The 26759-nt window shown below is 72.9% G+C and carries 28 protein-coding genes and 2 pseudogenes; 21 read left to right on the top strand and 9 right to left on the bottom strand.

The genetic code is table 11. From position 1 onward, the window contains the following. Positions 1–97 precede the first annotated feature (97 nt). From BSB02_RS35290 to BSB02_RS35280, 4 genes and pseudogenes are all read left to right on the top strand, one after another. Positions 98–637, top strand: a pseudogene (locus tag BSB02_RS35290) (RNA-guided endonuclease InsQ/TnpB family protein); the annotation flags it as partial. Between the two features lie 237 nt (positions 638–874). Then, the gene (locus tag BSB02_RS35285) at positions 875–1618 is read left to right on the top strand and encodes an IS110 family transposase (RefSeq protein WP_206185056.1); all 744 of its coding nucleotides are present in this window, start codon (positions 875–877) and stop codon (positions 1616–1618) included. Then, positions 1594–1977: a transposase gene (locus BSB02_RS41720; protein WP_206185055.1), complete on the top strand. Its 384-nt coding sequence runs from the start codon at positions 1594–1596 to the stop codon at positions 1975–1977. Before BSB02_RS35285 ends, BSB02_RS41720 begins: the two co-directional genes overlap by 25 nt. 133 nt (positions 1978–2110) lie before the next feature. Beyond that, positions 2111–2401: a zinc ribbon domain-containing protein gene (locus BSB02_RS35280; RefSeq protein ID WP_420855907.1), complete on the top strand. Its 291-nt coding sequence runs from the start codon at positions 2111–2113 to the stop codon at positions 2399–2401. A gap of 42 nt (positions 2402–2443) precedes the next feature. Here the strand turns inward: BSB02_RS35280 and vanY-N are convergent, their stop codons facing one another. Beyond that, positions 2444–3016, bottom strand: a complete 573-nt coding sequence (vanY-N, locus tag BSB02_RS35275) for a D,D-peptidase/D,D-carboxypeptidase VanY-N (protein ID WP_084965343.1) — start codon at positions 3014–3016, stop codon at positions 2444–2446. A gap of 191 nt (positions 3017–3207) precedes the next feature. Between vanY-N and BSB02_RS35270 the strand changes: the two genes are divergently transcribed. From BSB02_RS35270 to BSB02_RS35240, 7 genes are all read left to right on the top strand, one after another. Further along, a complete protein-coding gene (locus BSB02_RS35270) occupies positions 3208–3882 on the top strand; it encodes a response regulator transcription factor (RefSeq protein ID WP_158088827.1) in 675 nt (224 codons plus the stop codon). Between the two features lie 8 nt (positions 3883–3890). Continuing rightward, the gene (locus BSB02_RS35265; protein WP_206185054.1) at positions 3891–5381 is read left to right on the top strand and encodes a sensor histidine kinase; all 1491 of its coding nucleotides are present in this window, start codon (positions 3891–3893) and stop codon (positions 5379–5381) included. Next, the gene (locus tag BSB02_RS35260) at positions 5378–5878 is read left to right on the top strand and encodes a GerMN domain-containing protein (RefSeq protein WP_084965340.1); all 501 of its coding nucleotides are present in this window, start codon (positions 5378–5380) and stop codon (positions 5876–5878) included. The genes BSB02_RS35265 and BSB02_RS35260 overlap by 4 nt, the downstream gene beginning before the upstream one ends. 210 nt (positions 5879–6088) lie before the next feature. Then, positions 6089–7540, top strand: coding sequence for a DHA2 family efflux MFS transporter permease subunit (locus tag BSB02_RS35255; protein WP_084965352.1), 1452 nt, complete (start codon positions 6089–6091; stop codon positions 7538–7540). A 41-nt stretch (positions 7541–7581) separates the two neighbouring features. Further along, complete coding sequence (locus BSB02_RS35250) at positions 7582–8004, top strand: cupin domain-containing protein (RefSeq protein WP_084965339.1); 423 nt, start codon at positions 7582–7584, stop codon at positions 8002–8004. Next, positions 8001–9779, top strand: coding sequence for an ABC transporter ATP-binding protein (locus BSB02_RS35245; protein ID WP_084965338.1), 1779 nt, complete (start codon positions 8001–8003; stop codon positions 9777–9779). The genes BSB02_RS35250 and BSB02_RS35245 overlap by 4 nt, the downstream gene beginning before the upstream one ends. Continuing rightward, entirely contained in the window at positions 9776–11482 is a 1707-nt protein-coding gene (locus BSB02_RS35240) for an ABC transporter ATP-binding protein (protein ID WP_084965337.1), read from the top strand. Before BSB02_RS35245 ends, BSB02_RS35240 begins: the two co-directional genes overlap by 4 nt. A 60-nt stretch (positions 11483–11542) precedes the next feature. Here BSB02_RS35240 and BSB02_RS35235 read toward each other — a convergent pair whose 3' ends face one another. Further along, positions 11543–12103 carry a TetR/AcrR family transcriptional regulator gene (locus tag BSB02_RS35235; RefSeq protein WP_084965351.1) on the bottom strand — a complete coding sequence of 187 codons (561 nt, stop codon included), beginning with the start codon at positions 12101–12103 and terminating at the stop codon, positions 11543–11545. 93 nt (positions 12104–12196) lie between these two features. Here BSB02_RS35235 and BSB02_RS35230 point away from each other — a divergent pair, with 93 nt between their 5' ends. Then, on the top strand, positions 12197–12628 hold the full coding sequence (locus BSB02_RS35230) for a DUF6463 family protein (protein WP_143591574.1): 432 nt from the start codon (positions 12197–12199) through the stop codon (positions 12626–12628). Positions 12629–12636: 8 nt separating this feature from the next. Here the strand turns inward: BSB02_RS35230 and BSB02_RS35225 are convergent, their stop codons facing one another. Next, positions 12637–13869: an amidohydrolase family protein gene (locus tag BSB02_RS35225; protein ID WP_206185053.1), complete on the bottom strand. Its 1233-nt coding sequence runs from the start codon at positions 13867–13869 to the stop codon at positions 12637–12639. A 10-nt stretch (positions 13870–13879) separates the two neighbouring features. Continuing rightward, positions 13880–15316, bottom strand: coding sequence for an MFS transporter (locus BSB02_RS35220; RefSeq protein WP_084965334.1), 1437 nt, complete (start codon positions 15314–15316; stop codon positions 13880–13882). Positions 15317–15461: 145 nt separating this feature from the next. Here BSB02_RS35220 and BSB02_RS35215 point away from each other — a divergent pair, with 145 nt between their 5' ends. The 4 genes from BSB02_RS35215 (at position 15462) to BSB02_RS35200 (ending at position 19404) form a co-directional block, all read left to right on the top strand. After that, entirely contained in the window at positions 15462–16034 is a 573-nt protein-coding gene (locus BSB02_RS35215; RefSeq protein ID WP_084965333.1) for a helix-turn-helix transcriptional regulator, read from the top strand. Positions 16035–16051: 17 nt separating this feature from the next. Beyond that, positions 16052–16510 (top strand): helix-turn-helix transcriptional regulator, encoded by a 459-nt coding sequence (locus tag BSB02_RS35210; protein WP_206185052.1) that lies wholly within the window; start codon positions 16052–16054, stop codon positions 16508–16510. A gap of 5 nt (positions 16511–16515) precedes the next feature. Beyond that, entirely contained in the window at positions 16516–16926 is a 411-nt protein-coding gene (locus BSB02_RS35205) for a VOC family protein (RefSeq protein WP_084965350.1), read from the top strand. A gap of 84 nt (positions 16927–17010) precedes the next feature. Beyond that, on the top strand, positions 17011–19404 hold the full coding sequence (locus tag BSB02_RS35200) for an ATP-binding cassette domain-containing protein (RefSeq protein ID WP_084965331.1): 2394 nt from the start codon (positions 17011–17013) through the stop codon (positions 19402–19404). Here the strand turns inward: BSB02_RS35200 and BSB02_RS35195 are convergent. Next, on the bottom strand, positions 19389–20063 hold the full coding sequence (locus BSB02_RS35195) for a TetR/AcrR family transcriptional regulator C-terminal domain-containing protein (RefSeq protein WP_084965330.1): 675 nt from the start codon (positions 20061–20063) through the stop codon (positions 19389–19391). The genes BSB02_RS35200 and BSB02_RS35195 overlap by 16 nt on opposite strands. A gap of 71 nt (positions 20064–20134) precedes the next feature. Here BSB02_RS35195 and BSB02_RS35190 point away from each other — a divergent pair, with 71 nt between their 5' ends. Next, positions 20135–20983: an alpha/beta fold hydrolase gene (locus BSB02_RS35190; RefSeq protein WP_206185051.1), complete on the top strand. Its 849-nt coding sequence runs from the start codon at positions 20135–20137 to the stop codon at positions 20981–20983. Positions 20984–21057: 74 nt separating this feature from the next. Here the strand turns inward: BSB02_RS35190 and BSB02_RS35185 are convergent, their stop codons facing one another. Beyond that, entirely contained in the window at positions 21058–21729 is a 672-nt protein-coding gene (locus tag BSB02_RS35185; protein ID WP_084965329.1) for a TetR/AcrR family transcriptional regulator, read from the bottom strand. Between the two features lie 87 nt (positions 21730–21816). Between BSB02_RS35185 and BSB02_RS35180 the strand changes: the two genes are divergently transcribed. Then, positions 21817–22767, top strand: a complete 951-nt coding sequence (locus BSB02_RS35180) for a zinc-binding dehydrogenase (RefSeq protein WP_084965328.1) — start codon at positions 21817–21819, stop codon at positions 22765–22767. A 68-nt stretch (positions 22768–22835) separates the two neighbouring features. Here BSB02_RS35180 and BSB02_RS35175 read toward each other — a convergent pair whose 3' ends face one another. Both BSB02_RS35175 and BSB02_RS35170 read right to left on the bottom strand, forming a co-directional pair. Continuing rightward, positions 22836–23612, bottom strand: coding sequence for an SGNH/GDSL hydrolase family protein (locus BSB02_RS35175; protein WP_084965327.1), 777 nt, complete (start codon positions 23610–23612; stop codon positions 22836–22838). Then, positions 23609–24196, bottom strand: a complete 588-nt coding sequence (locus BSB02_RS35170) for a PadR family transcriptional regulator (RefSeq protein WP_084965326.1) — start codon at positions 24194–24196, stop codon at positions 23609–23611. The genes BSB02_RS35175 and BSB02_RS35170 overlap by 4 nt, the downstream gene beginning before the upstream one ends. Positions 24197–24403: 207 nt before the next feature. Between BSB02_RS35170 and BSB02_RS42715 the strand changes: the two are divergent. Continuing rightward, positions 24404–24616, top strand: a pseudogene (locus BSB02_RS42715) (ATP-dependent Clp protease ATP-binding subunit ClpX); the annotation flags it as partial. A gap of 73 nt (positions 24617–24689) precedes the next feature. On the opposite strand, the gene BSB02_RS35160 reads toward BSB02_RS42715, so the two are convergent. Next, positions 24690–25193 carry a winged helix-turn-helix transcriptional regulator gene (locus BSB02_RS35160; RefSeq protein WP_084965325.1) on the bottom strand — a complete coding sequence of 168 codons (504 nt, stop codon included), beginning with the start codon at positions 25191–25193 and terminating at the stop codon, positions 24690–24692. Positions 25194–25266: 73 nt separating this feature from the next. Here BSB02_RS35160 and BSB02_RS35155 point away from each other — a divergent pair, with 73 nt between their 5' ends. Further along, on the top strand, positions 25267–25863 hold the full coding sequence (locus BSB02_RS35155) for a dihydrofolate reductase family protein (protein WP_084965348.1): 597 nt from the start codon (positions 25267–25269) through the stop codon (positions 25861–25863). After that, the gene (locus tag BSB02_RS35150) at positions 25857–26714 is read left to right on the top strand and encodes an MBL fold metallo-hydrolase (RefSeq protein ID WP_084965324.1); all 858 of its coding nucleotides are present in this window, start codon (positions 25857–25859) and stop codon (positions 26712–26714) included. The genes BSB02_RS35155 and BSB02_RS35150 overlap by 7 nt, the downstream gene beginning before the upstream one ends. The last annotated feature ends 45 nt before the right edge of the window (positions 26715–26759 follow it).

Here is a 26759-nt window from a genome sequence, read left to right as displayed (position 1 = left end):
CCGTCCTGCAGAACTACGAGGTCGCGAGAGGATGAAAAAGGCTCAGGGACTCTGACCAGCCCTATTAGCCCTTTCTGGCTTACTTGGTCTGTCCCCCTTCTTCGCCTCGATCACCGGCACGCGCAAGGGGCCGAAGGTCGAATCGCCGAGGTTGCGGTCCCGCAAGGATCGGCGGCAGGCGCTCCGGTTCACCAAGAACGCCCGGTTCGCCATCACCGAGGGCGGGAAGCCACGCCCGCCCAAGATCGGCGACGTTGCGGTGCGCTGGTCGTGGGAGCTGCCGTCCGATCCATCGTCCGTGACGGTGATCAAGGACGCGGCCGGGCGGTACTTCGCGTCGTTCGTCGTCCACACCAGCCAGGACGAGACGTTGCCGCCGGTCGCATCCGAGGTCGGCATCGATGTGGGCCTGAGGCACTTCGCGGTGCTGTCGGACGGCCGGAAGATCGACAACCCTCGGTTCCTGCGCCGCGCCGAACGCCGGTTGAAGAAGGCCCAGCAGGCGCTGTCCCGCACGGCGAAGGGGTCGAACAACAGGAAGAAAGCCGTCGTGAAGGTCGCCCGCGCGCACGCTCGGGTGGCCGATGCGCGCCGGGACTTCACGCACAAGCTCTCCACCCGGATCCTCCGCGAGAACTGTGAGGATGAGGGTGTGCCGCTTCGAGCCTCGGCTTGACTCGCGCGAGAGCAGACCGTGGTGTCCTTGCTTGGATCTGTCGGCCGGGGTTTCGAAGCGGTGCTCGCTGTCACCGGGGCGTCGGAGCGTGTCCCGATAGGGGCCTTGCCGCAACCAAAGCACCGTCACAGTTTTGACCGCTCCTGCCGCCCCGGCGACGGCTGGCCAGCCCCACGTCGAGCAGGAGCCGGAACCTCGATGACCAGCATGCCCCACGCCAGCGCGCCTTTCCACCTCGCCCAGGGCTGGGAGGAGGTGGTCCTGGGCGTCGACACGCCCAAGGACGTCCATGTCGCCGCGGTCCTGACCGGGATGGGTGCCCTGGTGGACAGCCGCGCTTTTCCGACCGGTCCTGACGGCTCTCAACAGCTGCTGGCTTGGGCGCGATCCTTCGGCGTGTTGCGCCGGGCCGGAGTGGAGTGCACCGGCTCCTACGGGGCCGCGCTGGCCCGCGTCCTGGCCGCCGAGGGCGTCGAGGTCTTCGAGGTCTTCGAGGTCAGCCAGCCCGACAAGGCCGCCCGCCGCCGGCGGGGCAAGTCCGATGAGGTGGATGCCGAGGCCGCCGCCCGCGCCGTGCTGTCGGGCCGGGCCACCGCCATCCCCAAGTCCGGCGACGGGCCGGTCGAGATGGCCTGCCTGCTGCGACGCGCCAAGGAATCGGCGGTCAAGGCCAGAACCCAGGCGATCAACCAGCTGCGAGCGGCTCTGGTGGTCGCCGACCCCGCTCTGAGAGCCTCCTTCGACGGCTTGGGACCCAAACCCCTGATCCGCCGCTGCGCCGACCTGGCCGTCGGCCCGGTCGCGGACGTCGACAGCGCCACCCTCTACGTGCTGCGCCTGCTGGCCACCCGCGTCCAGTCGCTGTCGCAGGAGATCGACGCCCTGGAGCAGTTGCTGGAGGAGGTGATCCGCCTCACGTGCCCGCCCTGCTGGAGCGCGTAGGCGTCGGCCCGGACACCGCGGCTGCCCTGCTGGTCACGGCCGGAGACAATCCGCAACGGCCGGCGAAGCAGGGCTCCTTCGCCGCCCTGTGCGGGACCAGCCCGGTGGAGGCATCCTCCGGCAAGTCCCAACGCCGGCGGTTGAACCGAGGCGGCGACCGGCAGGCCAACGCCGCCTTGTACCGCATCGTTCTCACCCGGCTGCGCTGGGACGAGCGCACACGCGAGTACCTGCAACGGCGCACCACCGAGGGCAAGACCCGGCGAGAGGTCATCCGCTGCCTCAAACGCTACGTCGCCCGCGAGGTCCACGCCTTGATCAAAGCAGCGACAGCCGATCATGCCTCTGCCCCAGCATGACCACTTGACGAACATAGGGGCATCCAAGCGGGGGTCGTGGAGGACCTGTCGGTGAAGGGCCTGGCCCGCACGAAACCGGCGAAGTCCGTGCAGGACGCGGGCTGGTCAACGCTCGTGGGGATGGTTCGTGGGGATGCTGGCGTCCAAGGCGGCCCGGTACGGCCGCACCTTCGTGCAGGTGGACCGCTGGTTCCCCTCATCGAAGCTGTGTTCGGCGTGCGGGGCGCTCGCCGAGTCGATGCCGCTTTCCGTCCGGTCGTGGGAGTGCGGCTGCGGGGCGGGCCACGACCGGGACGTCAACGCAGCGATCAACATCCTGGCCGCCGGGCGGGCGGACAGGCTAACCGCCTGTGGAGCGCCGGTGAGACCGGGGCCTGCCCCGGCACGGCGCGAGGAAGCAGGAAGCCGCAGAGGTGCCGCATGACGCGGCACGGGCTGAATCCCCGGCCTCAGGCCGGGGAGCGCGTCAATTGTGGCCCCCGTTCTCGATGACGGAGCCCACGCCGGGGTGGGGCAGCCGCCGCGGTGGCGTGCCGCCGCATTCCGGGCGGTACTCGAAATGCCACCACTCGTTGTCGTAGATGCGGTAGAGGTCGTAGCGGGCGCCGTGTTCCTCCAGCCAGCGCGCGCCTTCGTGGGGGCGCACGTCCAGGGCGATGCCCTTGACGTGGGAGGATTCCGCCGGCGGCAACACGAGCATGCGTGCCGAGGCCGGGGAGCCGGAGCGGCGCACCTCCTCGTCGAACATCCGTTGCTGCAGGAGGGGGTCGCGGTATCCCGAGGTGAGGCCGATGAGCTGGCCGTGGCGCCACAGCGCCTCGGTGCGGGCCGCGGTGAACGCCGCCATGGCGCCGTCGGTGAGCCCGGTGAGGTCCTCGGCGGGGAACCGCATCCGCAACGCCCAGGCGCAGGCCAGTTCGCGGGCCCGGCCGGGATGGCGGAGAAACGCCACGGGCAGCAGGAGCACGGCGAGCACCAGCGTGACCACGGCGTACAGCCGGTCCCGGAGCCGAGGTGGGATGGTGCGTGGTTCGTTCATGACGAACTACGATTGGCGCCGAATATGCGCGCGTTGTCCGCCGCATGTCACCGTTTGTCGACGGCCGGCGCCGTCGGCGCGACCGTGACACAACCATGACATGGCGCGGACGAGGCGGGGATGTGGCCGGCCGACAGTGGACGGGGTGGACCGGCGGGCGAGCTACGGAGCGTGCTGTGACAGTCGGCGGCGTGTCGCGAGTGTTGTTGATCGAGGACGACCCGGCCGTGCGGGAGGGCCTTGAGCTGGCCCTGACCCTGCACGGGCACCGGGTGCGCGCGGTGGAGTCCGGCGAGCAGGGGCTGGAGCGGCTGCGCATGGACCTTCCCGACGTGGTCGTGCTCGATCTGATGTTGCCCGGCATGGACGGGTTCGAGGTCTGCCGCCGCATCAGGGCCGCCGGGGAGGTGCCGATCATCATGCTGACCGCTCGCGGCGACGACATGGACGTGGTGGCCGGGTTGGAGGCGGGCGCCGACGACTACGTGGTCAAGCCGGTGCAGCCCAGGGTGCTCGAGGCACGCATTCGCGCGGTGCTGCGGCGGATCGGCCGGGACCAGGCGGAGCTGGAGCGGCACGGGGACCTGACCATCGACCGGGCCGCCCTGGTGGTCGCCAAGCGCGGCGTGCCGGTCAGCCTCGCCCCGACCGAGCTGCGCCTGCTGCTTGAGCTGTCGGCCGCGCCGGGCCGGGTGCACAGCCGCCAGCAGCTGCTGGAGTCGGTGTGGGAGCACGGGTATTTCGGCGACTCGCGCCTGGTGGACGCATGCGTGCAGCGGTTGCGCGCGAAGATCGAGGACGACTCGGCGGCGCCCGTCTACGTGCAGACGGTGCGTGGGTTCGGGTACCGGTTCGGGCCGGTGTGAGCAGCCGCGTGACACCTCGGCCGAGCCTGGGGCTGCATGCCCGGCTGCTGTTCGCCTTCGCACTGCTGTGCGTGGTCACCGCGACGGCGGTGGCCGGCGGGATGTACGTCCAGGCCCGCAACGACATCCTGCAGCGGGCCCAGGATGCCACGGTGCAGGCGATGAGAAGCCGCCTGGAGGCGCTCTACCCGTTGCGGAGTGCGACGCCGGGCCCGGACGAGCTCGGCGACATCGCCGCCGCCGTGCCCGACCAGAACAACGTGGAGTTCGCGGTCGCCGTCTACCGCGAGACGCGCTCGCCGGTCGCCCCGCCGGGGCGCTGGAGGCCGGGCGGGAAGGTGCTGGCCTTGGATCTGGGGGTGGTTTCACCGGAGTTGCGGCGGGTGGTGGCCGACGGTGAGATCGCGTGGCAGCGCGTGGTGTGGCAGGGCAGGCCCTGGCTGATCGTCGGCGCGCCGTTGCTGGTCGCCGAGCGGGACCGGCCGGCGCGGATGTCCGGCATCGAGGTCTACGCCGCGCGCAGCCTGCTTGCCGAACAGCGCAGCATCGACGGGCTCGCCGCACGCGCCTGGCTCACCGGCGGGGCGGCCCTGGCGTTCGCGGTCGTGCTGGCGTCGCTGGCCACCCGTGGCGTGCTGCGCCCGGTGCGCGAGCTCGGCCGGGCGGCGCGCCTGCTGGGCGAGGGCGAGCTGCGGACCAGGATCGAGGTGCGCGGCTCCGACGAGCTGGCCGAGGTGGCGCGCACGTTCAACGACACCGCCGCGGAGCTGGAACGGCACGTCAAGCAGCTGCGCGAGATGGAGGCGGACGCCCGCCGGTTCGTGGCCGACGTGTCGCATGAGTTGCGCACCCCGCTGGCCGCGCTGGCCGCGGTCGCCGACGTCCTGGATGAGCAGGCGGCCCGGCTGCCCGAGCCCGCCGGCAGGGCCGCCAGGCTGGTCAGCCAGGAGACGCTCAACCTCACCGCTTTGGTGAACGACCTCATCGAGATCAGCAGGTTCGACTCCGGTGTTGCGGCCCTCGCGCTGAACGAGGTCGACGTGGCCGAGCTGGTGCGCGCCACCCTGCGTACCCGGGGCTGGTCGGAGCGGGTGCGCACCGAACTGCCGCCCGCGGTGACGGCACGGCTGGACCCGCGCCGCGTGGACGTCATCCTCGCGAACCTGGTCGGCAACGCCCTGCGGCACGGCGAGCCGCCGGTGTCGGTACGGCTGTCCGCCGACCCGCACTGGATCGCCCTGGAGGTCCGCGACCACGGACCGGGGCTGGACGCGGCGGTGCTGCCGCACGTGTTCGACCGGTTCTACAAGGCCAGCGCGGCCAGGGCCAGGTCCGAGGGCAGCGGCCTGGGCCTGGCCATCGCGCGGGAGAACGCGCGCCTGCACCGAGGCGACATCACCGTCACCAACGCCCCGGACGGCGGCGCCGTCTTCACGCTGCGCCTGCCACGCCGGGCGCACGATCAGGACGGGCAGATCACCACGGGAGGCCCCGCATGAGGACCGGGCTCGCCCGCCGCGTGCTCGCCGCGGGCCTCGTATCGCTGGTCGCCGTGGCCGGCTGCGGCGTGCGCCCCAGCGACGCCATCGGCGCCGGCGCCCCGCCGAGCGGAGGCGTCGCACCACTCGCGCCGACCACCCTCTACCTGGTGAAGAACGGCCGGCTCAGCGCGGTGACGCGGCCCGGCGGCCGGCTGTCCCCCGGTCGTCCGATGTTCCCCGCGGACACGCTCGCGCTGCTGGCGGCCGGGCCCACCGCGGAGGAACGGGCGCGCGGACTGACCACCGACGTCCCGCCCGACGCCGGCCCGTTCTCGGTGACCGCCAATCCGCCCGGCCACGTGGTGGTGACCCTGTCCACTCCGGCCGGCGAGCTGTCCACGCTGGCCGTCGAGCAGATCGTGTGCACGGCCGCCGCCCTGGCGCCGCAAGGCCCCGCCCAGGTCACCGTCGTCGGCGCCGGGCAGAGCGTCGGCCCCCGGACCTGCCGGGGGTAGCGGCGAGCAGCCAGCCTCTGCCTTGGACGGCTTCCTGGTCTCGTCATCTGCCTTTGCCTTGGGCGGCTTCCTGGTCCGGTCATCGCGGGCGCCCGGCGGCGGGACTACTCCCGGCGTCGTAGCCCGGCCGGTCGTTGATCCCGGCGCAGTAGCGCGGATGACTTCGCCCGCGTGACGCCCCAAAGCGGCGGGCGGACGACGATGGCGGTCATGACAAGCGTGGTCGTCAAGCCGTCCGCCCGGCCGGGGCTCACCCTCGCCGCGGTGGCCGTCGTGCAGTTCATGGTGTCGCTGGACCTGTCGGTCGTGAACGTCGGGCTCCCGCGGATCGCCGCCGGCCTCGGCTTCAGCGCGATGGGCCTGACCTGGGTGATCCACGCCTACGCGCTCACCTTCGGCGGGCTGCTCCTGCTGGGCGGCAAGGCCGCCGACCGGTACGGCCGCAGGCGGGTCCTGCTGCTCGGGCTCGGATTGTTCGGCCTGGCCTCGCTCGCCGGCGGCTTCGCCCTGGAACCCGGCCATCTGGTGGCCGCCCGCGCCGCGCAGGGCATCGGGGCCGCCGCGCTCGCTCCGGCCGCGCTGGCGCTGCTGACCACGACGTTCCCGGCGGGCAGGGCCCGCGTCCGGGCCTTCGGAATCTGGAGCGCGACGAACGCCGCCGGTGCCGCGCTCGGCGTCCTGATCGGCGGCCTGCTGACCGAGTACGCCGGGTGGCGCTGGGTGATGTTCGTGAACGTGCCGATGGCCGCGTGCGCGCTGGCCCTGGCCTGGCGGGGCGTCGCCGCCGGTCCTCCCCCGGCGCGCGGCGGCCGCCCGGACGTCCTGGGCGCCGTCCTGGCCACGGCGGGCATGACGCTGCTGGTGTTCGGCGTCGTGCGCACCGACCGGTATGCGTGGACCTCGCCGGTCACCGTGACGACCCTGGCGGTCGCCGCCGCGTTGCTGATCGCGTTCGTCCACGTCGAGCGGACCACGGCCCGCGAACCGCTGATCCGGCTCGGCCTGTTCGCCAACCGCGCGGTCGCCGGCGCGAACGCCTACAACCTGCTGGCCGGCGCGGCCCTGGCCTCGTCGTTCTATTTCCTGGCCCTCTACCTGCAACGAGTGCTCGGGATCGGGCCGGCGCCGGCCGGGGTCGCGTTCCTGCCGCTCGCGCTCGGCGTGATCGCCGGCTCCGTGCTCGCCGTCAAGCTCGGCTACCGGCTCGCGCCGCGGACCCTGCTGGTCATCGGCGGGCTGCTGACCGCGGCCGGGTTCGCCTGGTTCGGCCTGATCAGCCCGGACGGCGCCTTCGTCACCGACGTCCTGGGGCCCTCGGTCGTCGCCGGCGTCGGCTTCGGGCTCTGCCTGGGACCGCTCGTCTCCATCGCCACCGTCGGCGTCGCGCCGCACGAGACCGGCACCGCCTCTGGCCTGCTCAACAGCTCGCGCCAGATCGGCGCCTCGCTCGGGCTGGCCGCCCTCGGCACCGTCGCGCACAGCCGCACCGGCCAGGCCGCCACGCCCGAGGCTCTCACCGAGGGATACGCGCTGGGCCTGACCCTCGGCGCCGTGCTCCTGCTCGCCGCCGTCGTCATCGCCGTCGCCGTCCTGCGCCGGACCAGCCCGCCGTCACGGGCCGAGCAGGTCGCCGACCGCGACGTGATCCACGCCCGGGACTGACCGGGACTCCACCAGCTGAACCGCAGGAAGGTCGTTTCGGCATGACCCTCACCCCGATCGAGCTGTCCGCGTCCGTCATCCGCCTGCAGCAAGGCGGCACGATCCACGCCGGGAGGAGACCGACGGACTGCGGCCAGGACGGCTGGCAGCTGACGGCCTTCCACGCGAAGACCGACGCCGACGTCCACGCCGACCACTGGGAGGTCCACCCCGAGGCCGAGGAGCTCGTGTGCTGCCTCATCGGGAAGATACGCCTCTACCTCGGCCCGGAGCGGCCGGGCCAACAGGTGGAGGAGATCCGGCTGACGGCCGGAACCGCCGCCATCGTCCCGCGCGGGCGATGGCACCGCATCGAGCTGGACATCCCCAGCGACATCATGACCGTCACCCTGCCGCGTGGCAGCCAGCTGGAGAGGCGGGCCGACGGTGAGGCCACGGGCCTGGTCACGACGGGACGGCGATGACCGCCACCGACCTGGCCCAGAGGCGGCGGCCCGCGGCGGGACAGAGCATGTCACGGCTGCTGCGCCCGCATGCCTGGAGTTTCGCCGCCGTCGTCGTCCTGCAGGTGATCGGCGCCGTCGCGGGCCTGGCGCCGCTGCTGGCGGTCGTCGAGCTGGGCCGCGTCCTGCTGTCGCCCGGCCTGCTCGACCAGGGTCACGTCTGGTTCGTCGTGTTCGCGGGCGCGGCCGGCTTGCTGGTGCGGCTGCTGTTCACGGCCGCCTCGTCCGGGCTCGGGCACGTTCTCGACGGCCGGGTGCAGCTGACGTTGCGCAGGCAGCTGGCCGCACGGCTGGGGCGCGTGCCGATCGGCTGGCTGTCGCGGCGCCGTACCGGCGAGCTGGCCAAGGTCGTCGGGGAGGACGTGAGCGCCGTGCACCCGTTCATCGCCCACACCCCCGGCGAGCTGGTCTCCGCGTTCGTGGTGCCGCTGGTGTCGCTGGTCTACCTGTTCGCCGTCGACTGGCGGCTCACGTTGATCACGCTGATCCCGGTGGCGCTGGCCATGGCGCTGGTTCCCCTGCTGATGCTCCCCGCCAGGACGCGCGAGCAGCAGGAGTTCGACGCGGCCATGGGGCGGATCGCCGGTTCCGTCGTGGAGTTCGTGCAGGGCATCGCGGTGGTCAAGGTGTTCGGCGGGTCCGGGCGCGCCCACCGCGCCTTCCTGTCGGCCGTGGACGATTTCGTCGCCGTCTTCTCCCGGTGGGTGCGCGGCATGTCCGTGGTCGCCGCCGGGATGCAGCTGGCGCTGGCGCCGCCGTTCGTGCTGCTGGTCGTGCTGGCCGGCGGTGCGGCGCTGATCACGACCGGTTCGATGGCCGCGGCGGACCTGCTGCCGTTCCTGCTGCTCGGACTGGGGCTGACCGCTCCGGTGGCGGCCCTGGGCCACGGCTTCGACGACGTGCAGGCCGCCCGGCGCGCGATCGGCCGGATCCGGGAGGTGCTCGCGGTGCGGCCGCTGCCGGAACCCGCGCGGCCTGCCGTACCACGGGGGCATCGGGTGGAGCTGCGTGGGGTCCGCTTCGCCTACGAAGACGGCCACGAGGTGCTGCGCGGGATCGACCTGGTGCTGGAGCCGGGCACGGTCACCGCGATCGTCGGGCCGTCGGGAAGCGGGAAGTCCACGCTGGTCCGGTTGCTGCCGCGGTTCTTCGACCCGACCCACGGCTCGGTCGTCCTGGGCGGCGTCGATCTGCGCGAGATCGGCGGCCGGGAGCTGTACCGGATGGTCTCCTTCGTCTTCCAGGACGTCCACCTGCTGCGCGCGTCGGTCGCGGACAACATCGCGCTGGCCGTACCGCATGCCGGCCCCGACGACGTGGTGCGCGCCGCCCGGCTGGCCGGCATCCACGACCGGATCCTGGAGCTGCCGCGCGGCTACGACACGGTGATCGGCGAGGAGGCCGGGCTGTCGGGCGGCGAGGCCCAGCGGATCGCGCTCGCCCGCGCCCTGCTCGCCGACGCGCCCGTCCTGGTGCTGGATGAGGCGACCTCCTTCGCCGACCCGCAGACCGAGCAGGCGGTGCGCCGGGCCCTGGCGCGGCTGGCGGGCGAGCGGACGATCCTGCTCATCGCCCACCGGCTGGAGACGGTCACGGGCGCCGACACCGTCGTGATGCTGGAGAACGGGGAGATCGTCGAGCGCGGCGGGCCCGCCGCGCTGCTGGCACGAGGCGGACGGTTCGCCGCGTTCTGGCAATCCCACCGAACTGTCCTGCGAGGAGGCCGGCCCCGATGATCCCCATGCTGCTGCGCGTGCTGGGACACCGCTACGCCCGGGCCGTGCGCCGCACCGTGGCCCTGATGACGATCACCGCGGTGGCCGAGGGCCTGTCCTACGCCCTGCTGGTCCCGGTGCTGCGAGCCCTGCTCGGACCCACGCCCGCGGACGCCTGGCCGTACCTGGTCGCGTTCGCCGCCGCGGTCGCGGTCTACGCCGTGCTGCGCTACCTCAGCGACCTGTCCGGCATGCGGGTGGGGACGACGATGCTGCGCGGCATGTACCACCGGCTCGGCGAGCACCTGGCCCGCCTGCCCCTCGGCTGGTACGGCGCGGCCCGGGTCGGCGAGGTGTCGGTCATGGCCGGCCGCGGCCTGCTGCAAGCGATGAGCATCATGGCGCACCTGCTGGCGCCGTTCGTCTCCGCGCTGGTGACCCCGTTGACGATCGTCGCGGTGATGCTCGCCTTCACCTGGCAGCTGGGGCTGGCCGCGCTGGCCGCCGCGCCCGTCGTGGCGGCGATCCAGATCTGGACAGCACGCTGGACGGCCGCCGCCGACGCCGAGCGCCACGAACGCGACAAGGAGGCCACCGAGCGGGTCGTCGAGTTCCTCCAGGCCCAGCCGGTGCTGCGGGCCGGCGGCCGGACCGGCGAGCGTTTCACGCTGCTGGACGACTCGCTGCGGGACCTCCAGCGCGCCTCCCGCCGTACCGTGCTGGCGGCGCTGCCCGGCGCGGTGGGCCTGACGCTCACCGTGCAGGCGGTCTTCACGGCGTTGCTGGTCCTGGGCGCCTACCTCGCGCTCGGCGGGACGATCGGCGTGGCGGAAGTGTCGGCGATCCTGGTGCTGGCCGCCCGCTGTGCCGATCCGCTGCTGTCGCTGTCGGACATCGGCGGCAAGCTGCGCGGCGCGCGCTCCGAGCTGGCCAGGCTCGATGCGGTGCTGCGCACCGAGCCGCTGCCGGAGCCCCGCGAACCGCTCCAGCCGACCGGCCATGACCTTGAATTCGGCTCCGTCACCTTCCGGCGCGGCGACCGCACGGTGATCGACGAGGTGTCGCTGGCGGTACCGCAGGGCGGGCGGCTCGCCGTGGTCGGGCCGTCGGGCGCGGGCAAGAGCACCCTGCTGCAGCTGCTCGCGCGCTTCTACGACGTGGACGCGGGCGCCGTGCGCGTGGGCGGCGTGGACGTGCGCGCCATCGGCACGGAGACGCTGATGGCGAAGATCGCCGTCGTCTTCCAGGACGTCTATCTCTTCGACGGCACGATCGAGGAGAACGTACGGCTGGGCCGTCCCGACGCCGGCGAGGCCGAGGTGCGGGCGGCGGCGGCCGCGGCGCGGCTGGATGAGGTGATCGAGCGCCTGCCCGGCGGATGGGCGGCCAAGGTCGGCGAGGGCGGCGCGCTGCTGTCGGGCGGTGAGCGCCAGCGGGTCTCGATCGCGCGGGCGCTGCTGAAGGACGCGCCGATCGTGCTGCTGGACGAGGTGACCTCCGCGCTGGATCCGGTCAACGAGGCGGCCGTCCACGAGGGGATCGAGCGGCTGATGGCGGGCCGGACGGTGGTGATGGTGGCGCACCGGCTGCGGACCGTGCAGCGCGCCGACCGCATCGTCTTCCTGGACGGCGGCCGGATCGTGGAGGAGGGCTCCCACGAGGAGCTGCTGCGCCGCGGCGGCCGATACGCCGCTTACTGGGACATCGCCACGGCGAGTGGCTGAGCCGGCGTGTCGCTCGGCCCTTCGCCGCTGGTCCTTCGCCGCTGGTCCTGCGTCGCGGGGCTAAAGGGCGTCCGTCAGGGCGCGGATCGTGGCGCGGACGGCCTCGAGGTCCACCGCCTCGGGAGCGACCCGCCACTGCGCGTGGACGCCGATGACGGCCCCCACCAGCAGGACGGTGAACGCCTCCGGGCTGGTTCCCGCGGGCAGCGCCTTGGCCGGTATCCGGGCCTGGACGCTCTGCCGGAGCGCCGCGTGGAGCCGCGCGTAGTGCTCGCGGATCGGCGAGCCGGCCTCCACGGCCTCGGCGAGCAGGGTGATGAACAGGCGCGTGGCGGGCAGGCGGATGAAGTCCACGACCTGGTCCAGCAGGTCGCCGGGGGGCTCGTCGGCTGACCTGGCGAACCTGGTCAGCACGGCCTGCAGCTGGTCCTCGACCACCGCTTCCAGCAGGCCCAGCTTGTTGCCGAAGTGCCAGGGGATGGAGCCGCGGCTGATGCCGGCCTTGTCGGCGATGTCGACGAAGCTCGTCTGCCGGTATCCCTTCTCGGCGAAGAGCTCGGCGGCGGCCGCCACCAGCAGCCGGCGGCTCTCCTGGGTCCTCTCGATGCGTCGCGTGGCCATGCAGGCCATCTAACCAGGCATGCCCGATGACAGAACAAATGCTGATTGATATAGCCTATGTCAATCAACATAGAACTCTCAAAGGAAGCGACCATGAGCGCAACCGCAACACCCCGGACCGGGGCGAAGCCTGCGACCCTCACGACATGGGGCGGCTGGGGCTGCGTGGCGATCGGCCTCGGCCACAGCGCCCTCGGCACGGCCATGGGCCGGCAGCACTGGGCGGGCTGGCTGGCCGGGGACCTGCACGGAGGCCTGGGGTCGCCGGGGGCGCCGGAGTCCAAGCTGGCCTTCTGGGCCGTGCCCGGCGGCTTCGCGATCCCGCTGATCCTCCTCGGGCTGCTGGCCGTGGGGCGGGCCCGCGAAGGCCGCCCGCTCCCCCGCTACGTCGGCTGGACGCTGCTGGCATGGGCGGTCTTCGGCGCCTATGTGATGTTCCCGACCTTCGGCTTCTTCCTGGTCTTCGTCCCGGCGGCGCTCTTCCTCCTGGACGGGCGGTCCTCAGGCCGGACGCCGGCAGGGTGAGCCGGCGGTCACCGGCGAGGCGGGGAGAACTCCGTGCGCGTGCGGGTGCTCGCGATCTCCCGTCCGGCCACGACGACGTGGCGCGGCGGGGCGTGCAGGGTGAGGGCCTGCCGGACCGTCCGCCCCTCCAGCACCACCAGGTCGGCGGGCGCCCCGGGGACCAGGCGGGGCGCGGGCCGGCCGAGCACGCGGGCCGCCTGCACGGTCACCAGGTCATAGAGCCGGTCGAGCGCGGCGTCGGTGCGGGCGTCCAGCAGGTGGGCGGCCAGGAACGCCACCTCCAGCAGGTTGTGCCGGCCGAAGGGGTAGTAGGCGTCCTCGATGTCGTCCTGCCCGAGCGCCACCGCCAGCCCGGCGTCGGCGAGGGCGAAGACCGGCAGGTGCAGCGGCCCGGTGTGCGGGTCGCTGACGAATCCCAGGCCGGCCGCCCGGCACAGGCCGAGGAGCCGCCGCAGGTAGGGCTCGGGGTAGAGGGCCATGGCGCGGGCGTGCTGCGCGCTGCCGCGCACCCCGGTGGCCAGCAGCGCCGAGGCGAGCGTCTCGGTGGTGCGCAGGCCCGGATCGCCGGCGTCGTCCACCAGCATGGCCACCCGTTTGCCGGTACGGCGGGCAAGCTCCACCATGCGGCGCACGTGCTCGGCGGCGTCGGCGTCGGTGTACTCGATCCACGGGATGCCGCCCACGACGTCGGCGCCCAGCCGTACCGCCTCGACGATCAGCTCCTCGGTGCCCGGCCGGCGCAGCAGGCCGTCCTGGGGGAAGGCGACCACGCGCACCTCGACCCGGTCGCGGACCTCCTCGCGCAGCGCCAGCAGTGCCTCCACGCCGGTCAGCCCGGCGTCGGGGTCCACGTCGGCGAAGGCCTGCACGCGGCGCACGCCGTGCCGGACGGACTCGGTCAGCGCCCGCCTGGCCCGCTCGACGACGGCCGCGGTGGTCTGGTCGCGTTTGACGGCGGCGGCGTCCTCGATCGCCGCCATCGCGGCGCCCATGCTGCCCTGGGTGTAGGCCTGCAGCGCCCGCGGGCCCGCCAGGTCGAGGGTGTGGACCTTGTCCAGGTGCAGGTGCGCGTCGACGAACGGCTCGGTCACCAGGTTGCCCTCGGCGTCGATCACGGTGACGGCCTCGGTGACGGTGTCGCGGTCCTCCGCCGCCACCGCGATCAGCACGCCGTCGTCGGCGGCCAGCATCCAGCGGCCCGGGCGGCCGCGCAGCGTGGCGTTACGGATGAGCAGGTCCACGCAACCGACCCTACGACCCGCGGCCGCCCGCCACCTGCTGCCCGCCTGCCCGCGCCCGCACCGCCTGCCTGCCGTCATCCGGCGGCCCGCCCGCCGGCGCCGCCAGGGCCACGACGAGGACGAGCAGCCCGCAGCCGGCGACGAGGAGCCAGCCGGGACGTGATGCCGTGGCCAGGTGCGCGGCCGGGGCGTCGGCGACGATGCCGCCGGCGAGGGCGACGCCGAGGGCCGAGCCGAGCTGGCGGGCGGTGGAGGTGATCCCGCCGGCGACGCCGGCGCGGGCGGGCGGCAGGCCGCCGACCGCGGTGTTGGTGATCGGCGCGTTGGCGAATCCGAACCCGATGCCGATGAGCAGGTAGGCCGGCGACAGCAGGGCGATGGCGGTGTCGTCGCCGATCCCCACGAGGCCGAGGCCGCCGGCCGTGATGAACCCCCCGGCGAGCAGCAGCGGCGGGCGCGGGCCGTACCGGCCGACGAGCATCCCGGACAGCGGCGCGCACGCCGTCGCGGCGATGGCCATCGGCAGCGTGACGACCCCGACGGCCAGCGGGGTCATGCCTCTGGCACGCTGCAGGTACAGGGTGGTGAGCAGCAGGGTCGCGCTGAGGGCGACGAACACCACCACGGCGCCGGCGACGGCGGCGGCGAAGGGCGGCCGGCGAAAGAGCCCGGGATCCACCAGCGGCTCGGCCCGTCGCGACTCGACCCACCCGAAGGCGGCCAGGGCGACGGCGACGGCGAGGCAGCCGGTGATCGCCGCGGGCGAGTCCCAGCCGATGTGCGGTCCCTCGATCAGCACGGCGACCGCACCGCCGACCACGACGATCAGCAGCAGCTGCCCCGGGCCGTCGAGCCGCCGCGGCCGCTGCGCGCGTGACTCCGGCACGAAGAGCGCGGTCAGGACCAGCGCCACGGCGACGACCGGCAGGTTGATCCAGAACACCGACCGCCAGCCGAGCTCGGCGACCAGAACGCCGCCCACGAGGGGCCCGGCGGCCATGCTGACGCCGAAGACGGCCGCCCACACGCCGATCGCTCGCGCTCTTTGCTTCGGCTCGGTCATCACGTTGACGACGATCGCGAGCGCGACCGGGCTGAGCATCGACGCGCCGGCACCCTGCAGCGCGCGGGCGGCGACCAGCACGCCGATGCCCGGCGCGAGCGCGCACGCCACGGACGCGGCGCCGAACACCACCAGCCCGAGCCGGAAGACACGTCGCCGTCCGATGCGGTCGGCCAGCGCGCCGGCGGAGATCAGCAGGCCGGCCAGCACGAGCGTGTAGGCGTCGACCGTCCATTCCAGGCCGCGGGTTCCCACGTGCAGGCTCGCGCCCATCGACGGCAGGGCGACGTTCACGATCGTCGTGTCCAGCCCGACCAGGAACAGGCTGAGGGCGCAGATCGCCAGCACCGTCCAGCGTCTGGGCGTGCCGGGCCGGGTGTCCATGGGTGCTCCTTCGTGGCGTACGTGCTCGCGGATCTCATCGGGGCGGGACATCACGGGACATCACTGTCGGCCCGCCGGGGGCCGGGCGGGTAGGAATTTTGCGAAGGCTGCAAAGGACCGGCCCGGCCGGGCCACACTGGGAGGCGTGGACGCCGAACTGGAGCAGACGATCACCGCCATCGGGCCGCGGCTGCGCTCGCTGCGCCGTGACCGCGGCATGACGCTCCAGGCGCTGTCGGCGGCGACCGGCATCTCGGTCAGCGGCCTGTCGCGGCTGGAGTCCGGCAAACGGCGCCCGACCCTCGAACTGCTCATCCCGATCGCCCGGGCCCACCGCGTCGCGCTCGATCAGCTCATCGCCGCCCCGGCGACCGGCGACCCGCGGGTCCACCTGACCCCGCGGCGGCACCGCAACGGAAGCGTCCTGGTGCCTTTGACGCAGTACCCGGGCCGCCTGCAGGTCTTCAAGCAGGTGATCGCGCCCACCCCGCGCAGGCTCGTCACTCACGCCGGCTATGAGTGGCTGTTCGTGCTGGCGGGAGAGCTGCTGCTCGTGCTCGGGGAGCGCGAGATCACGCTGCGTCCCGGCGAGGTGGCCGAGTTCGACACGGCCGAGCCGCACTGGTTCGGCCCGAGCGGCGAGCGCCCGGTCGAGATCCTCCACATCTTCGGCCCCCACGGTGACAAGGCCCGGGTGCGGGCGCGCCCGCCCCACTGACAGGGCAGCGACATACGATGTCTGCTGTGACCGGCAGACCCGTCTCGGAGCAGCGCCTGAAGGACCTCGCGCGGCTGCGCCGCGTCCGCGACCGGATCGACCGGGAGTACGCGCAGCCGCTGGACGTGGAGGCGCTGGCCCGCGGCGTGCACATGTCGGCCGGGCATCTGAGCCGGCAGTTCCGGGCCGCCTACGGCGAGTCGCCGTACTCCTATCTGATGACCCGGCGCATCGAGCGCGCGATGGCGCTGCTGCGCCGGGGCGACCTGAGCGTCACCGAGGTGTGTTTCGCGGTCGGCTGCTCCTCGCTGGGCACCTTCAGCACGCGCTTCACCGAGCTGGTGGGCGTGCCGCCGAGCGTGTACCGGCGTGAGGCGGCGCGGGCGACCGCGGGGATGCCGCCGTGCGTGGCCAAGCAGGTGACCCGACCGGTCAGGAATCGAGAAGCCGGGATGGCCGGGCCGCCTCTAGCGTGACGGCCATGGAACTCACCATTCACGCGACCTTCCTCCCGCACGACGACCCGGACGTGGCGCTGGCCTTCTACCGCGACGTCCTCGGCTTCGAGATCCGCAACGACGTCGGCTACGGCGGCATGCGCTGGATCACCGTCGGCCCCAAGAGCCAGCCCGGCGTCTCCGTCGTGCTGTACCCGCCGGAGGGCGACCCCGGCGTCACCGAGGAGGAGCGCCGCACCATCGCCGAGATGATGGCCAAGGGCACCTACGCCAGCCTCGTCCTGGCCACCCCCGACCTCGACGCCGCCTTCGAGCGGATCCGGGAGGCCGGCGGCGAGGTCGTCCAGGAGCCGACCGACCAGCCGTACGGCGTGCGCGACTGCGCCTTCCGCGACCCCGCGGGCAACCAGATCCGCATCCAGGAGCGGCGCTGAGCCGTACGGCCGGCGAAGAAGAACCAGACGTGTCGGTCGAAGCTGGTTAGATCGAGCCAGGCTCGCCTACTGGATGGAGACAGGATGACCATGGCCACGAGGACGGGCGCGCAGTCGCCTGCGCCGCCCGCCTCCGACAGCCACGACGTGATCCGCGTGCACGGCGCGCGCGAGAACAACCTCAAGAACGTCGACGTCGAGATCCCCAAGCGCCAGCTGACGGTGTTCACCGGCGTGTCCGGGTCGGGCAAGAGCTCACTGGTGTTCGACACGATCGCCGCGGAGTCGCAGCGGCTGATCAACGAGACCTACAGCGCCTTCGTGCAGGGTTTCATGCCGACGCTGGCGCGGCCCGACGTCGACGTCCTGGAGGGATTGACCGCCGCGATCATCGTGGACCAGCAGCGCATGGGTGCCGACCCCCGCTCCACGGTCGGCACCGCCACCGACGCCAACGCGCTGCTGCGCATCCTGTTCAGCCGGCTCGGGCAGCCACACATCGGCCCGCCCATCGCCTTCTCCTTCAACGTCCCGACGCGGACGGCGAGCGGGGCGCTGAACGTCGACAAGGGCAAGGGTGAGCGGGTCGTGGTGCGCAACGCCGTCTACCACGGCGGCATGTGCGCGCACTGCGAAGGCCGTGGCACGGTCTCCGACATCGACTTGACCCAGCTTTACGACAACTCCAAGTCGCTGGCCGAGGGCGCGTTCACCATCCCCGGCTGGAAGTCGGAAAGCTTCTGGACCGTGCAGGTCTACGCCGAGTCCGGCTTCCTGGACCCGCACAAGCCGATCCGCGACTTCACCGAGCAGGAGATGCGGGACTTCCTCTACCGGGAGCCCACCAAGGTGAAGGTCAACGGCGTCAACCTCACCTACGAGGGGCTGATCCCCAAGATCCACAAGTCGTTCCTGTCCAAGGACAGGGAGGCGATGCAGCCCCACATCAGGGAGTTCGTCGACCGGGCCGTCACCTTCACCACCTGCCCCGAGTGCGACGGCACCCGGCTCAACGAGGCGGCCAGGTCCTCGAAGATCAAGGGGATCAGCATCGCCGACGCCTGCGCGATGCAGATCAGCGACCTGGCCGAGTGGGTGCGCGGGCTGGAGGAGCCGTCGGTGGCGCCGCTGCTGGCCAAGCTGCAGCATCTGCTCGACTCCTTCGTGGAGATCGGGCTCGGCTACCTGGCGCTGGAGCGGCCCTCGGGCACGCTGTCGGGCGGCGAGGCGCAGCGCACCAAGATGATCCGCCACCTCGGCTCCCCGCTCACCGACGTCACCTACGTCTTCGACGAGCCCACCGCGGGCCTGCACCCGCACGACGTCCAGCGGATGAACGACCTGCTGCTGCGGCTGCGCGACAAGGGCAACACGGTGCTGGTCGTGGAGCACGAGCCGGAGACGATCGCGGTCGCCGACCACATCGTCGATCTCGGCCCGGGTGCCGGTACGGCGGGCGGGACGATCTGCTTCGAGGGCACCGTCGAGGGCCTACGGGCCAGCGGCACCCTCACCGGCCGCCACCTGGACGACCGGGCCACGCTCAAGCAGACCGTGCGCACGCCCACCGGCAAGCTGGAGATCCGCGGCGCCACCACGCACAACCTGCGGTCGGTCGACGTCGACATCCCGCTCGGCGTGCTGGTCGTCGTCACCGGCGTCGCCGGGTCGGGCAAGAGCTCGCTGGTGCACGGGTCGATCCCGAAGGACGCCGGCGTGGTGTCGATCGACCAGACCCCGATCCGCGGCTCGCGGCGCAGCAACCCGGCCACCTACACCGGGCTGCTGGACCCGATCCGCAAGGCGTTCGCCAAGGCCAACGGCGTCAAGCCGGCGCTGTTCAGCGCCAACTCCGAGGGCGCCTGCCCCACCTGCAACGGCGCCGGCGTCGTCTACACCGACCTGGGGATGATGGCGGGGGTCTCCACCACCTGCGAGGACTGCGAGGGCAAGCGGTTTGAGGCGTCGGTGCTGGAGCACAAGCTCGCCGGCCGCAACATCGCCGAGGTGCTGGCGATGCCGGTGACCGAGGCGGTGGAGTTCTTCGGCTCGGGCGAGGCGCGCACGCCGGCCGCGCACGCGATCCTGGAGCGGCTGGTCGACGTCGGGCTCGGCTACCTCACCATCGGCCAGCCGCTGACGACGCTGTCCGGCGGCGAGCGGCAGCGGCTCAAGCTGGCCACCCACATGGCCGAGAAGGGCGGCGTCTACGTGCTGGACGAGCCGACCACCGGCCTGCACCTGGCCGACGTCGAGCAGCTGCTCGGGCTGCTGGACCGGCTCGTCGACTCCGGCAAGTCGGTCATCGTGGTCGAGCACAACCAGGCGGTCATGGCGCACGCCGACTGGATCATCGACCTCGGTCCCGGCGCCGGCCACGACGGCGGCCGGATCGTCTTCGAGGGCACGCCCGCCGACCTCGTCGCCGCCCGCTCCACCCTCACCGGCCGGCACCTCGCGGCCTACGTCGGCGCCTGATCGGAGGGCCCGCGGGCGAGGGCGGCGGCGGTGCCGTCGAGCAGGGTGCGCAGGCCGTGGTCGAAGGCGGCTTCGGCAAGGGGGCTGCCGCCCTCGCGGATGGCCAGGAGCAGGGGTGCGGAGGCGCCGCCCTCGAGCAGGGCGGCCAGCGCCGCCAGCCGGTCCTGCGGCGCTTCGGCCTGTTCGCCGGGCACGCTCTGCTCTTGCAGCACGAACCCGGTCACGTAGTGGCTGACGGCCGTGATGGTGCGCAGCGCCAGCACCGGGGTGAACCCGCAGCCGACCATCGCGGCCAGCTCGTCGTTGAACATCCGGGTCGCCTCCGGGCTCAGCTGCCGGGCGCTGACGACGACGCGGGCGCCGTCGCGGTGGGCGAGCAGGGCGGCCCGGTAGGCGCGGGCGCGGCGGGCCAGCCAGTCCTGCCAGCTCTCGCCGTCGCGGGGCGGCCCCATCCCGGCGGACCGGATGATCGCGTCGGCCATCCCGTCGAGCAGTTCCTGCTTGGTGCGGACGTGCCAGTACAGCGCGGGCGACCGGACGCCCAGCTCGGCGGCGAGCCGCCGGACCGTCAGCCCTTCCAGCCCCACCTCGTCCAGGAGCCTCAGCCCCGTTTCGATCAGCATCGGTCTGGTCAGCCGGGGCCGCTTGTGCGTGTGCATCGTTGACACCTTAGCAGCGCTAAGCAAAACTTAGCACTGCTAAGGGCGCTGCACCCGCCAGGAGGAGCACGATGCTCACCACGATGCTCACCACGATGCTCACGACGATGTCGGCCGACGGCACCGACGTCCGCGCCTACGACGAGGGCCGGGGCCCCACGATCGTGATGGTCGGGCCGGGCCTGGACGACGGGCGGCGGTGCGGGAGGATCGCCGGGCTCCTGTCCGGCCGGTTTCGCGTGCTTCGGCTGCACCGCCGGCAGTACCGGCTGGATCTCAAGACCGACCCGGTGAAGGGCTCGCCGTGCTCGGTCGCCCAAGAGGTCCAGGACGTCCTCGCGGTCGTGCGGGCCGCCGGGGAGCCCGCCGTCGTCTACGGCCACTCCTCCGGCGGGGTGGTCGCGCTGGAGGCCCTGGCGGCGGCGCCGTCCTGCTTCGCCGGCGGCGTGGTCTTCGAGCCGGCCGCCGTGATCGGGCCGCCCCTGGCGGGCGAGGGGGGCGAGGTGCTCAGGCGGGCGCGTGCGGCGCTGGCCGCGGGCAGGCCCGGCCGGGCGCTGACGGTGTTCCTGCGCGACACCGTCGGGCTGCCGCCCGGGCAGGCGCGGCTGGCCGGGGCGTTCACCGCTCTGATTCCCCGCTACCGCGGGCTCGTCCCGTGCCAGCTCGACGACCTCGAAGCGCTGGACCGCCTCGGCGTGCGCCTGGACGCCTACGCCACGATCGAGGTCCCGGTCTTCCTGCTCGGCGGCGACCGCAGCCCGGCGCACCTCGCCAAGCGGCTTGACGCCGTCGAGCGTGCGCTGCCGAACACCGTGCGGATGGTCATGCGCAAGCGGGACCACGGCGCGGACCTGAAGCACCCGCGCCAGGTCGCCGACCTCATCGCGGCGTTCGCCGGCAAGGTCCTGCCCCGGCCCTAGAGGGGCGGCGTCGGCGGCGCACCGGGGATCCCGGCCGGTGCGAGGAGCGCGTCATGAAGGCCCGGCCTGGCGGCTCACTCGCCGGCGGGTCGCCTCCACCGCTCGGTGAAGAGCCTGTCACTGGGCGGGTCGCCCGGCAGCGGGCGGGCGTGGCAGGGGCGCAGGCCGTCCACGGCGATGGCGATCAGGCGCCTGCGGGCGGCCGTGGCCGCCTCGACGAGGTCCTCGCGTCCCCGGGCGCGGAGCTGGTCGAGCACGGGCGACCTGCCGAGCTGCTCGATCAGCAGCGAGATGTCCACCGGCGTGACGTCCGGCCTGAGCACTCCCGCCCGATGGGCACGCTCGACGAGCGCCGCCAGCAGCCGGTCCGAGCGCTCGTTCTTGATCCGCATCTCCTCGGTGATCTCGATCGTCCCGGCGACCGGGGCGAGCGACCCGTGCCCGGACTCGGCGCAGGCGGCGATGAACCCGGCCAGCCCCTCCCAGGGGTCCTCCTCGGCCAGGGCCCGTTCGGCGGCTTCGTTCCAGATGTCCAGCGACAGTTCGGCCAGTTTCTGGAAGAGCTCCTCCTTGGTGCGGTACCGGCGGTAGAGGCTGCCGATGCCCACGCCCGCGCGGGTGGCGATGGCGGCCACCGAGGCGTGCGCGCCGTCGGCCGCCAGCACTTCCCTGGCGGCCCGCAGCAGGGCGCGGTCGTTGCGTTCCGCTTCGGCCTGGCGGGGGGCGCGGCGCCTGGGCTGGCTCATGATCCGATCCTACCTCCTTGCGGAGCGAATCGCTCCGTTATAGGTTCCTCAAACGGAGCGATTCGCTCCCAATGCTGAGGAGGACGTGTGCGCGCTGTGGTGATGGACCGCTTCGGCGGGCCGGACGTGCTGCGAGTCCAGGAGGTCCCCGACCCCGTGCCGGGGCCCGGCCAGGTGCTCGTGGCGGTGGAGTATGCCGGGATCACCTTCGTGGAGACCCAGGTGCGGGCGGGCCGCGGCCCGGCGGCCGGGCAACGGCCGGCGTTGCCCCGGATTCCCGGCAACGGCGTGGGCGGGCGCATCGTGGCCGTCGGCCCGCAGGCCGACCCCGCGCTCGTCGGAATCACCGTGGTGACCACGACCGGCGGGGAAGGCGGCTATGCGGAACTGGCCGTGGCCCGCGCGCAGGACGTCATCCCGGTCCCGGCGGGCGTGGCGCTGCGCGAGGCGGTGGCCCTGCTGGCCGACGGCCGCACGGCGGTGCTGCTGCACCGGCGGGCGGAGGTCAGGGCGGGTGAGTGGGTGCTGGTGGAGGCGGCCGGCGGCGGGGTCGGGAGCCTGCTGGTGCAGCTGGCCGCCGGCTCGGGGGCGAAGGTGATTGGAGCGGCCCGCGGCGCGGGCAAGCGCGACCTGATCGCCTCGCTGGGCGCCGTCGCCTTCGCCGACTACTCGCTGCCCGGGTGGGAGCGCGAGGTCGCCGAGCTGGCCGGAGGCGGCGTCGACCTGGTCTTCGACGGGGTCGGCGGCCAGGTCGGTGCGCAGGGCATGCTCGCCGTACGGCCCGGCGGCAGGGCCAGCGTGTACGGCATGGCCTCCGGCTCCTGGACGGACCCGCCCGGGCACGTGCGGGTGATTCCCAGCGGCGGGGTGCCCGGCCCCGCCGAGATCCGGGCGGCGGCCGAGGAGGCGCTCGCCCTCGCGGCGGCCGGCCGGCTGCGGCCGATCATCGGGCAGACCTATCCGCTGGCCGAGGCCGCGCGGGCGCATCGGGCGATCGAGGAACGCACGACGACCGGCAAGACCCTGCTGATCCCGTGACCACGCGCGGCCGAGCCGGTGGCGATCACCGCGGGCATCGCCGGTGACGGCCGCCGATCCGGGGTTCGCTAGGGATTTCCGATGGTCACCGGGGTGAGCAGCGGGCGCTTGGCCGTACGGCCGTCGCCTGAGGAACGGCCGCGCAGGCGGCGGCCGATCCAGGGCCCGGCGAAGCCGGCCAGCCACCGCAGCTCTGCCGCCGCCGCCCGCCAGGCGGAGGAGGCCGGCAGCGGCGGGAGCGGCCTCATCCAGGTGTCGTCGCTGCCGGGCAGGTCCAGCGCGTGGGCGACCGCGGCGGCGAAGCGGGCGTGCCCCAGGGGGCTGGCGTGCAGGCGGTCGCTACTCCACATCCTGGCGTCGGCGAGGAGGGTGAGCGGGAAGGTGTCGATCAGCGTGACACCGTGGCGCGCGGCGGCGTCCGTGATGCGGGCGTTGAGGTCGAGCACCCGGGGCACGAGCGGGCGGGCCAGCGGGGTGATCGCGCCGAGGTCGGGGAAGGTCACGCTGACCACGCGCGTCCCCGCGGCGGTCAGGGCCGCGAACATGTCCTCCAGCGCGGCGGCCACCCGGGCGGCGTCGAAGCCGGGGCGGATCAGGTCGTTCATGCCCGCCATCACCGTGGCCAGGTCGGGACGCAGCTCCAGGGCGAGCGGCAGCTGCTCGTCGCGGACCTGGGCGGCCAGGCGGCCGCGGACGGCGAGGTTGGCGTACAGCAGGCCGGGGTTGGCGCGGGCCAGGTGCTCGGCGAGGCGGTCGGCCCAGCCGCGGTGGCCGGCGACGTCGTCTCCGTCGCCGAGGCCCTCGGTCTGGCTGTCGCCGAGCGCGACGTAGCGGGCGTAGCTCATGGGCTGGTCCTTCCGGTGGGGGCTCCGGTGGGGGCGGTGCGCCGGCCGAGGGTTCGGGCGGTCTGCAGGCACCACTCGCGCATCTGCCGTTCCAGGCGGCATCCGGCCAGGCAGGACAGGTACGGCCCGATGCGCTCCCCCTCGCGCAGGAACGTCTCCTCATCCAGGTCGCCGCGCAGGCGCAGCAGGATCTTCTCGAACAGCGCCAGCTTGGCCGCGGCCTGCTCGGCCCGCTCCAGCAGCTGGGCGATCACCGGCTCGGGGTCGAGCACGTCGACGGCGTGGACCTTGACGGCCAGGTCCTCGCGGATGAGCAGGGGCTTGGCGGGCGTCGCGGCGAAGGCGGCCAGCTCGGCGATCCCGGCCTCGGTGACCGTGAAGACGCGCTTGTTGGGCCGGCCGTGCTGGACGACCTCGCGTCCGGCGACCAGGCCGTCGGCCTCCAGCTTGGCCAGCTCGGCGTACAGCTGCTGGGGGGCGGCGTACCAGAAGTTGGCCACGCCCACGTCGAAGATCTTGGTGAGCTGGTAGCCGCTGTACTCGCCGTCGAGGAGCGCGGCGAGTACAGCGTGTCGCAGGGCCATCGCTAGTCAAGCCCATGAGTAGTCATGGACATGACTATAGGCGGCCGGGTCTTCCCTCGCCAGAGCGCAGCCCTTCCTGCTCAGCGGTGAGTATTGGGGCTTTTACTAACCCATGAGTAGATCTGTGCTGGAGCGTCAGCAGCCACGCCGGGCTGGCCGCGCCGCTCCCACCCCCGTCGGCAGGCTCCGACCTGTCCCCATATCGGCTTCGGGCTGATCCCCGAGCTGGTCGGCCGCCTGCCCGTGGTCGCCGCCCTCGACCCGCTGGAGCGCGCCGACCTGGTGCGGGTGCTGACCGAGCCGCGCAACGCGCTCATCCGGCAGTACCAGCGGCTGCTGGAGCTGGACGGCGTGGCGCTGGAGTTCACCGGCGAGGCGGTCGAGGCGGCCGCCGAGCAGGCGCTGCTGCGCCGTACCGGCTGGTGCACACCGGGCGGCGTTAAGTTGAGCGACACTGCCGGAGCCCGAGAAGGCCAGGGCGGGAGCCGTTCCGTCACCGTTGATCGGCGTGTTCCTGCTCGGCGGCCGCGGCGTAGGCGGCGTCGAGGCGCTCGAACGGGCCTGGACCGTCGTGCGGCTTCGGCGGGGCGCCGAGGTGGCGGACGCGAAGCTCGTCCATGAGCTCCTCGATGAACGCCGGACCCTCATCGCGCATGAGCTGCTGCCGGGCCCGGAGCTCGGCGCTGCCCGGGCGCCAGTCGAGGCCCCAGTTGCCGAGGGCGTAGATGATCGGAAGAGTCTGGATACCGGCTTCGGTGAGGCTGTAGCGAGCGCGCTGCCCCCGTGTGGCGGCGCCGCGGGTGAGGAGTCCTGCGTCGACGAGCCGCACGAGGCGGTCGGCGAGGATGTTCGACGCGATGCCCTCGATCGACCCGGTGAGCAGCGCCCGAAAGTAGCGGCGGTCGCCGAAGATGACGTCGCGCAGCACGAGCAACGACCACCGATCTCCGAGCACCTCGACGGCGGCGTTGATCGGACACCCGGACCGTGGTTCCACGATTCCTCCTTGACAGGTACTTCGCACCGCCTATAGTAGTTGCAAAATACAATCACTCTGGGAAGAGGCGATGATGGGCCGCTTCGTCTATTCGATGCAGGTGTCCCTCGACCTGCGGATCGAGCAAGTTCCGGGGGACAACGGCGCCGGCGAGTGGCTCCGCATCGACGAGGAACTGCACCGCGAGTGCAACGCGCTGACGCAGGCGCTCGCGCTCATGGTCCAGGGCCGGGTCTACTACGAGGTCATGGAGGAGTTCTGTCCACGGGCGCGCGAGGACGCCTCGCTGCCGGACTTCGTGCGTGAATACGGCGAGATCTGGACAGCCAAGCCCAAGGTGCTCGTCTCCCGCACCCGCCGCAGCGCCGATCACAATACCCGGATCATCGGCGGGGACGACGCGATCGAGCAACTCGCCGCCCTGCGGGCCGGGACCGGCGGCAGCATCAGCGTGGGCGGCGCTGCGCTCGCGACGCAGCTGCTGCGGGCGGGGCTTCTCGACGAGCTGCTGCTGTTCACCCATCCCTCGATCCTCGGCTTCGGCAGGCCGCTGTTCGACGACTACGACGTGCCGATCGACCTCGACCTGCTCGAGCAGCGATCGTTCGAGCATGGCGTCACGATGCATCGTTACGCCATCCAGGACGCGAAGCAGGCGAGCTCGTGCTGAGGCAGGTCGCAGAGGGTGTGCTGGTCCACCAGAGCGAGTTCGTGCAGACCAACGCCGTTGCCGTGCAGGGCCGGGCCGGTGTGTTGCTCATCGACCCCGGGGTGACCGGCTCCGAGATGGACTGCCTCGCGAACGACCTGCGCGAGCTGGGCCGGCCCGTTGTGGCGGGGGTTTCCACGCATCCGGATTGGGATCACCTGCTCTGGCACCCCGGTCTCGGCGAGGCGCCCCGGTACGGCACGGCCCGCTGCGCGGCCACCGTCCGGGATCAGCTGTCCGACCCGGGCACGAAGGACCGCATCGCCGCCGACCTGCTGGAGACGGAAATCGCCGGGCAGGTACCGCTCGACCTCCTCGGCCTCATCACCGGCCTGCCCGCCGAGACGACGCAGTTCCATTGGGATGGCCCCACGGTCCGGATCATCGAGCATCAAGCGCATGCCCCGGGCCATGCGGCGCTGTTGATCGAAGAACGCGGGGTTCTCGTCGCCGGCGACATGCTTTCCGATGTGCTGGTTCCGATGCTCGACGACGGAGACCCCGCCATCGCGATCGAGGAGTACCTCACCGCGCTGCGGTTGTTCGAGGGCGTGGCGAGCGACGTCGACGTCGTCGTCCCTGGCCACGGGTCCGCCGGCGGATCCGGCCAGGTACGGGCACGGATCGAGCTGGATCGGGCGTACGTGCGCGCCTTGCGTGACGGCCGGGATCCCGGCGATCCGCGGATCGGCCCATCGGCCAAGCCCGGCTGGGAATGGGTGAGCGACATCCACGAAGGGCAACTCCGGCGCCTCGCCCAAAGAAGCGACCCCGGCGGCGAGCTCCCGCCGGGGCGCTCGCCGGACGCCTGACCCCGGCCGCCGGGCTGCTGCACGCCGGCGGGGACGGCACGTGCG

Source organism: Thermoactinospora rubra (genome assembly GCF_002093975.1).
GTDB lineage: Bacteria > Actinomycetota > Actinomycetes > Streptosporangiales > Streptosporangiaceae > Nonomuraea > Nonomuraea rubra_A.
This window is presented reverse-complemented; position numbering and strand designations above follow the sequence as displayed.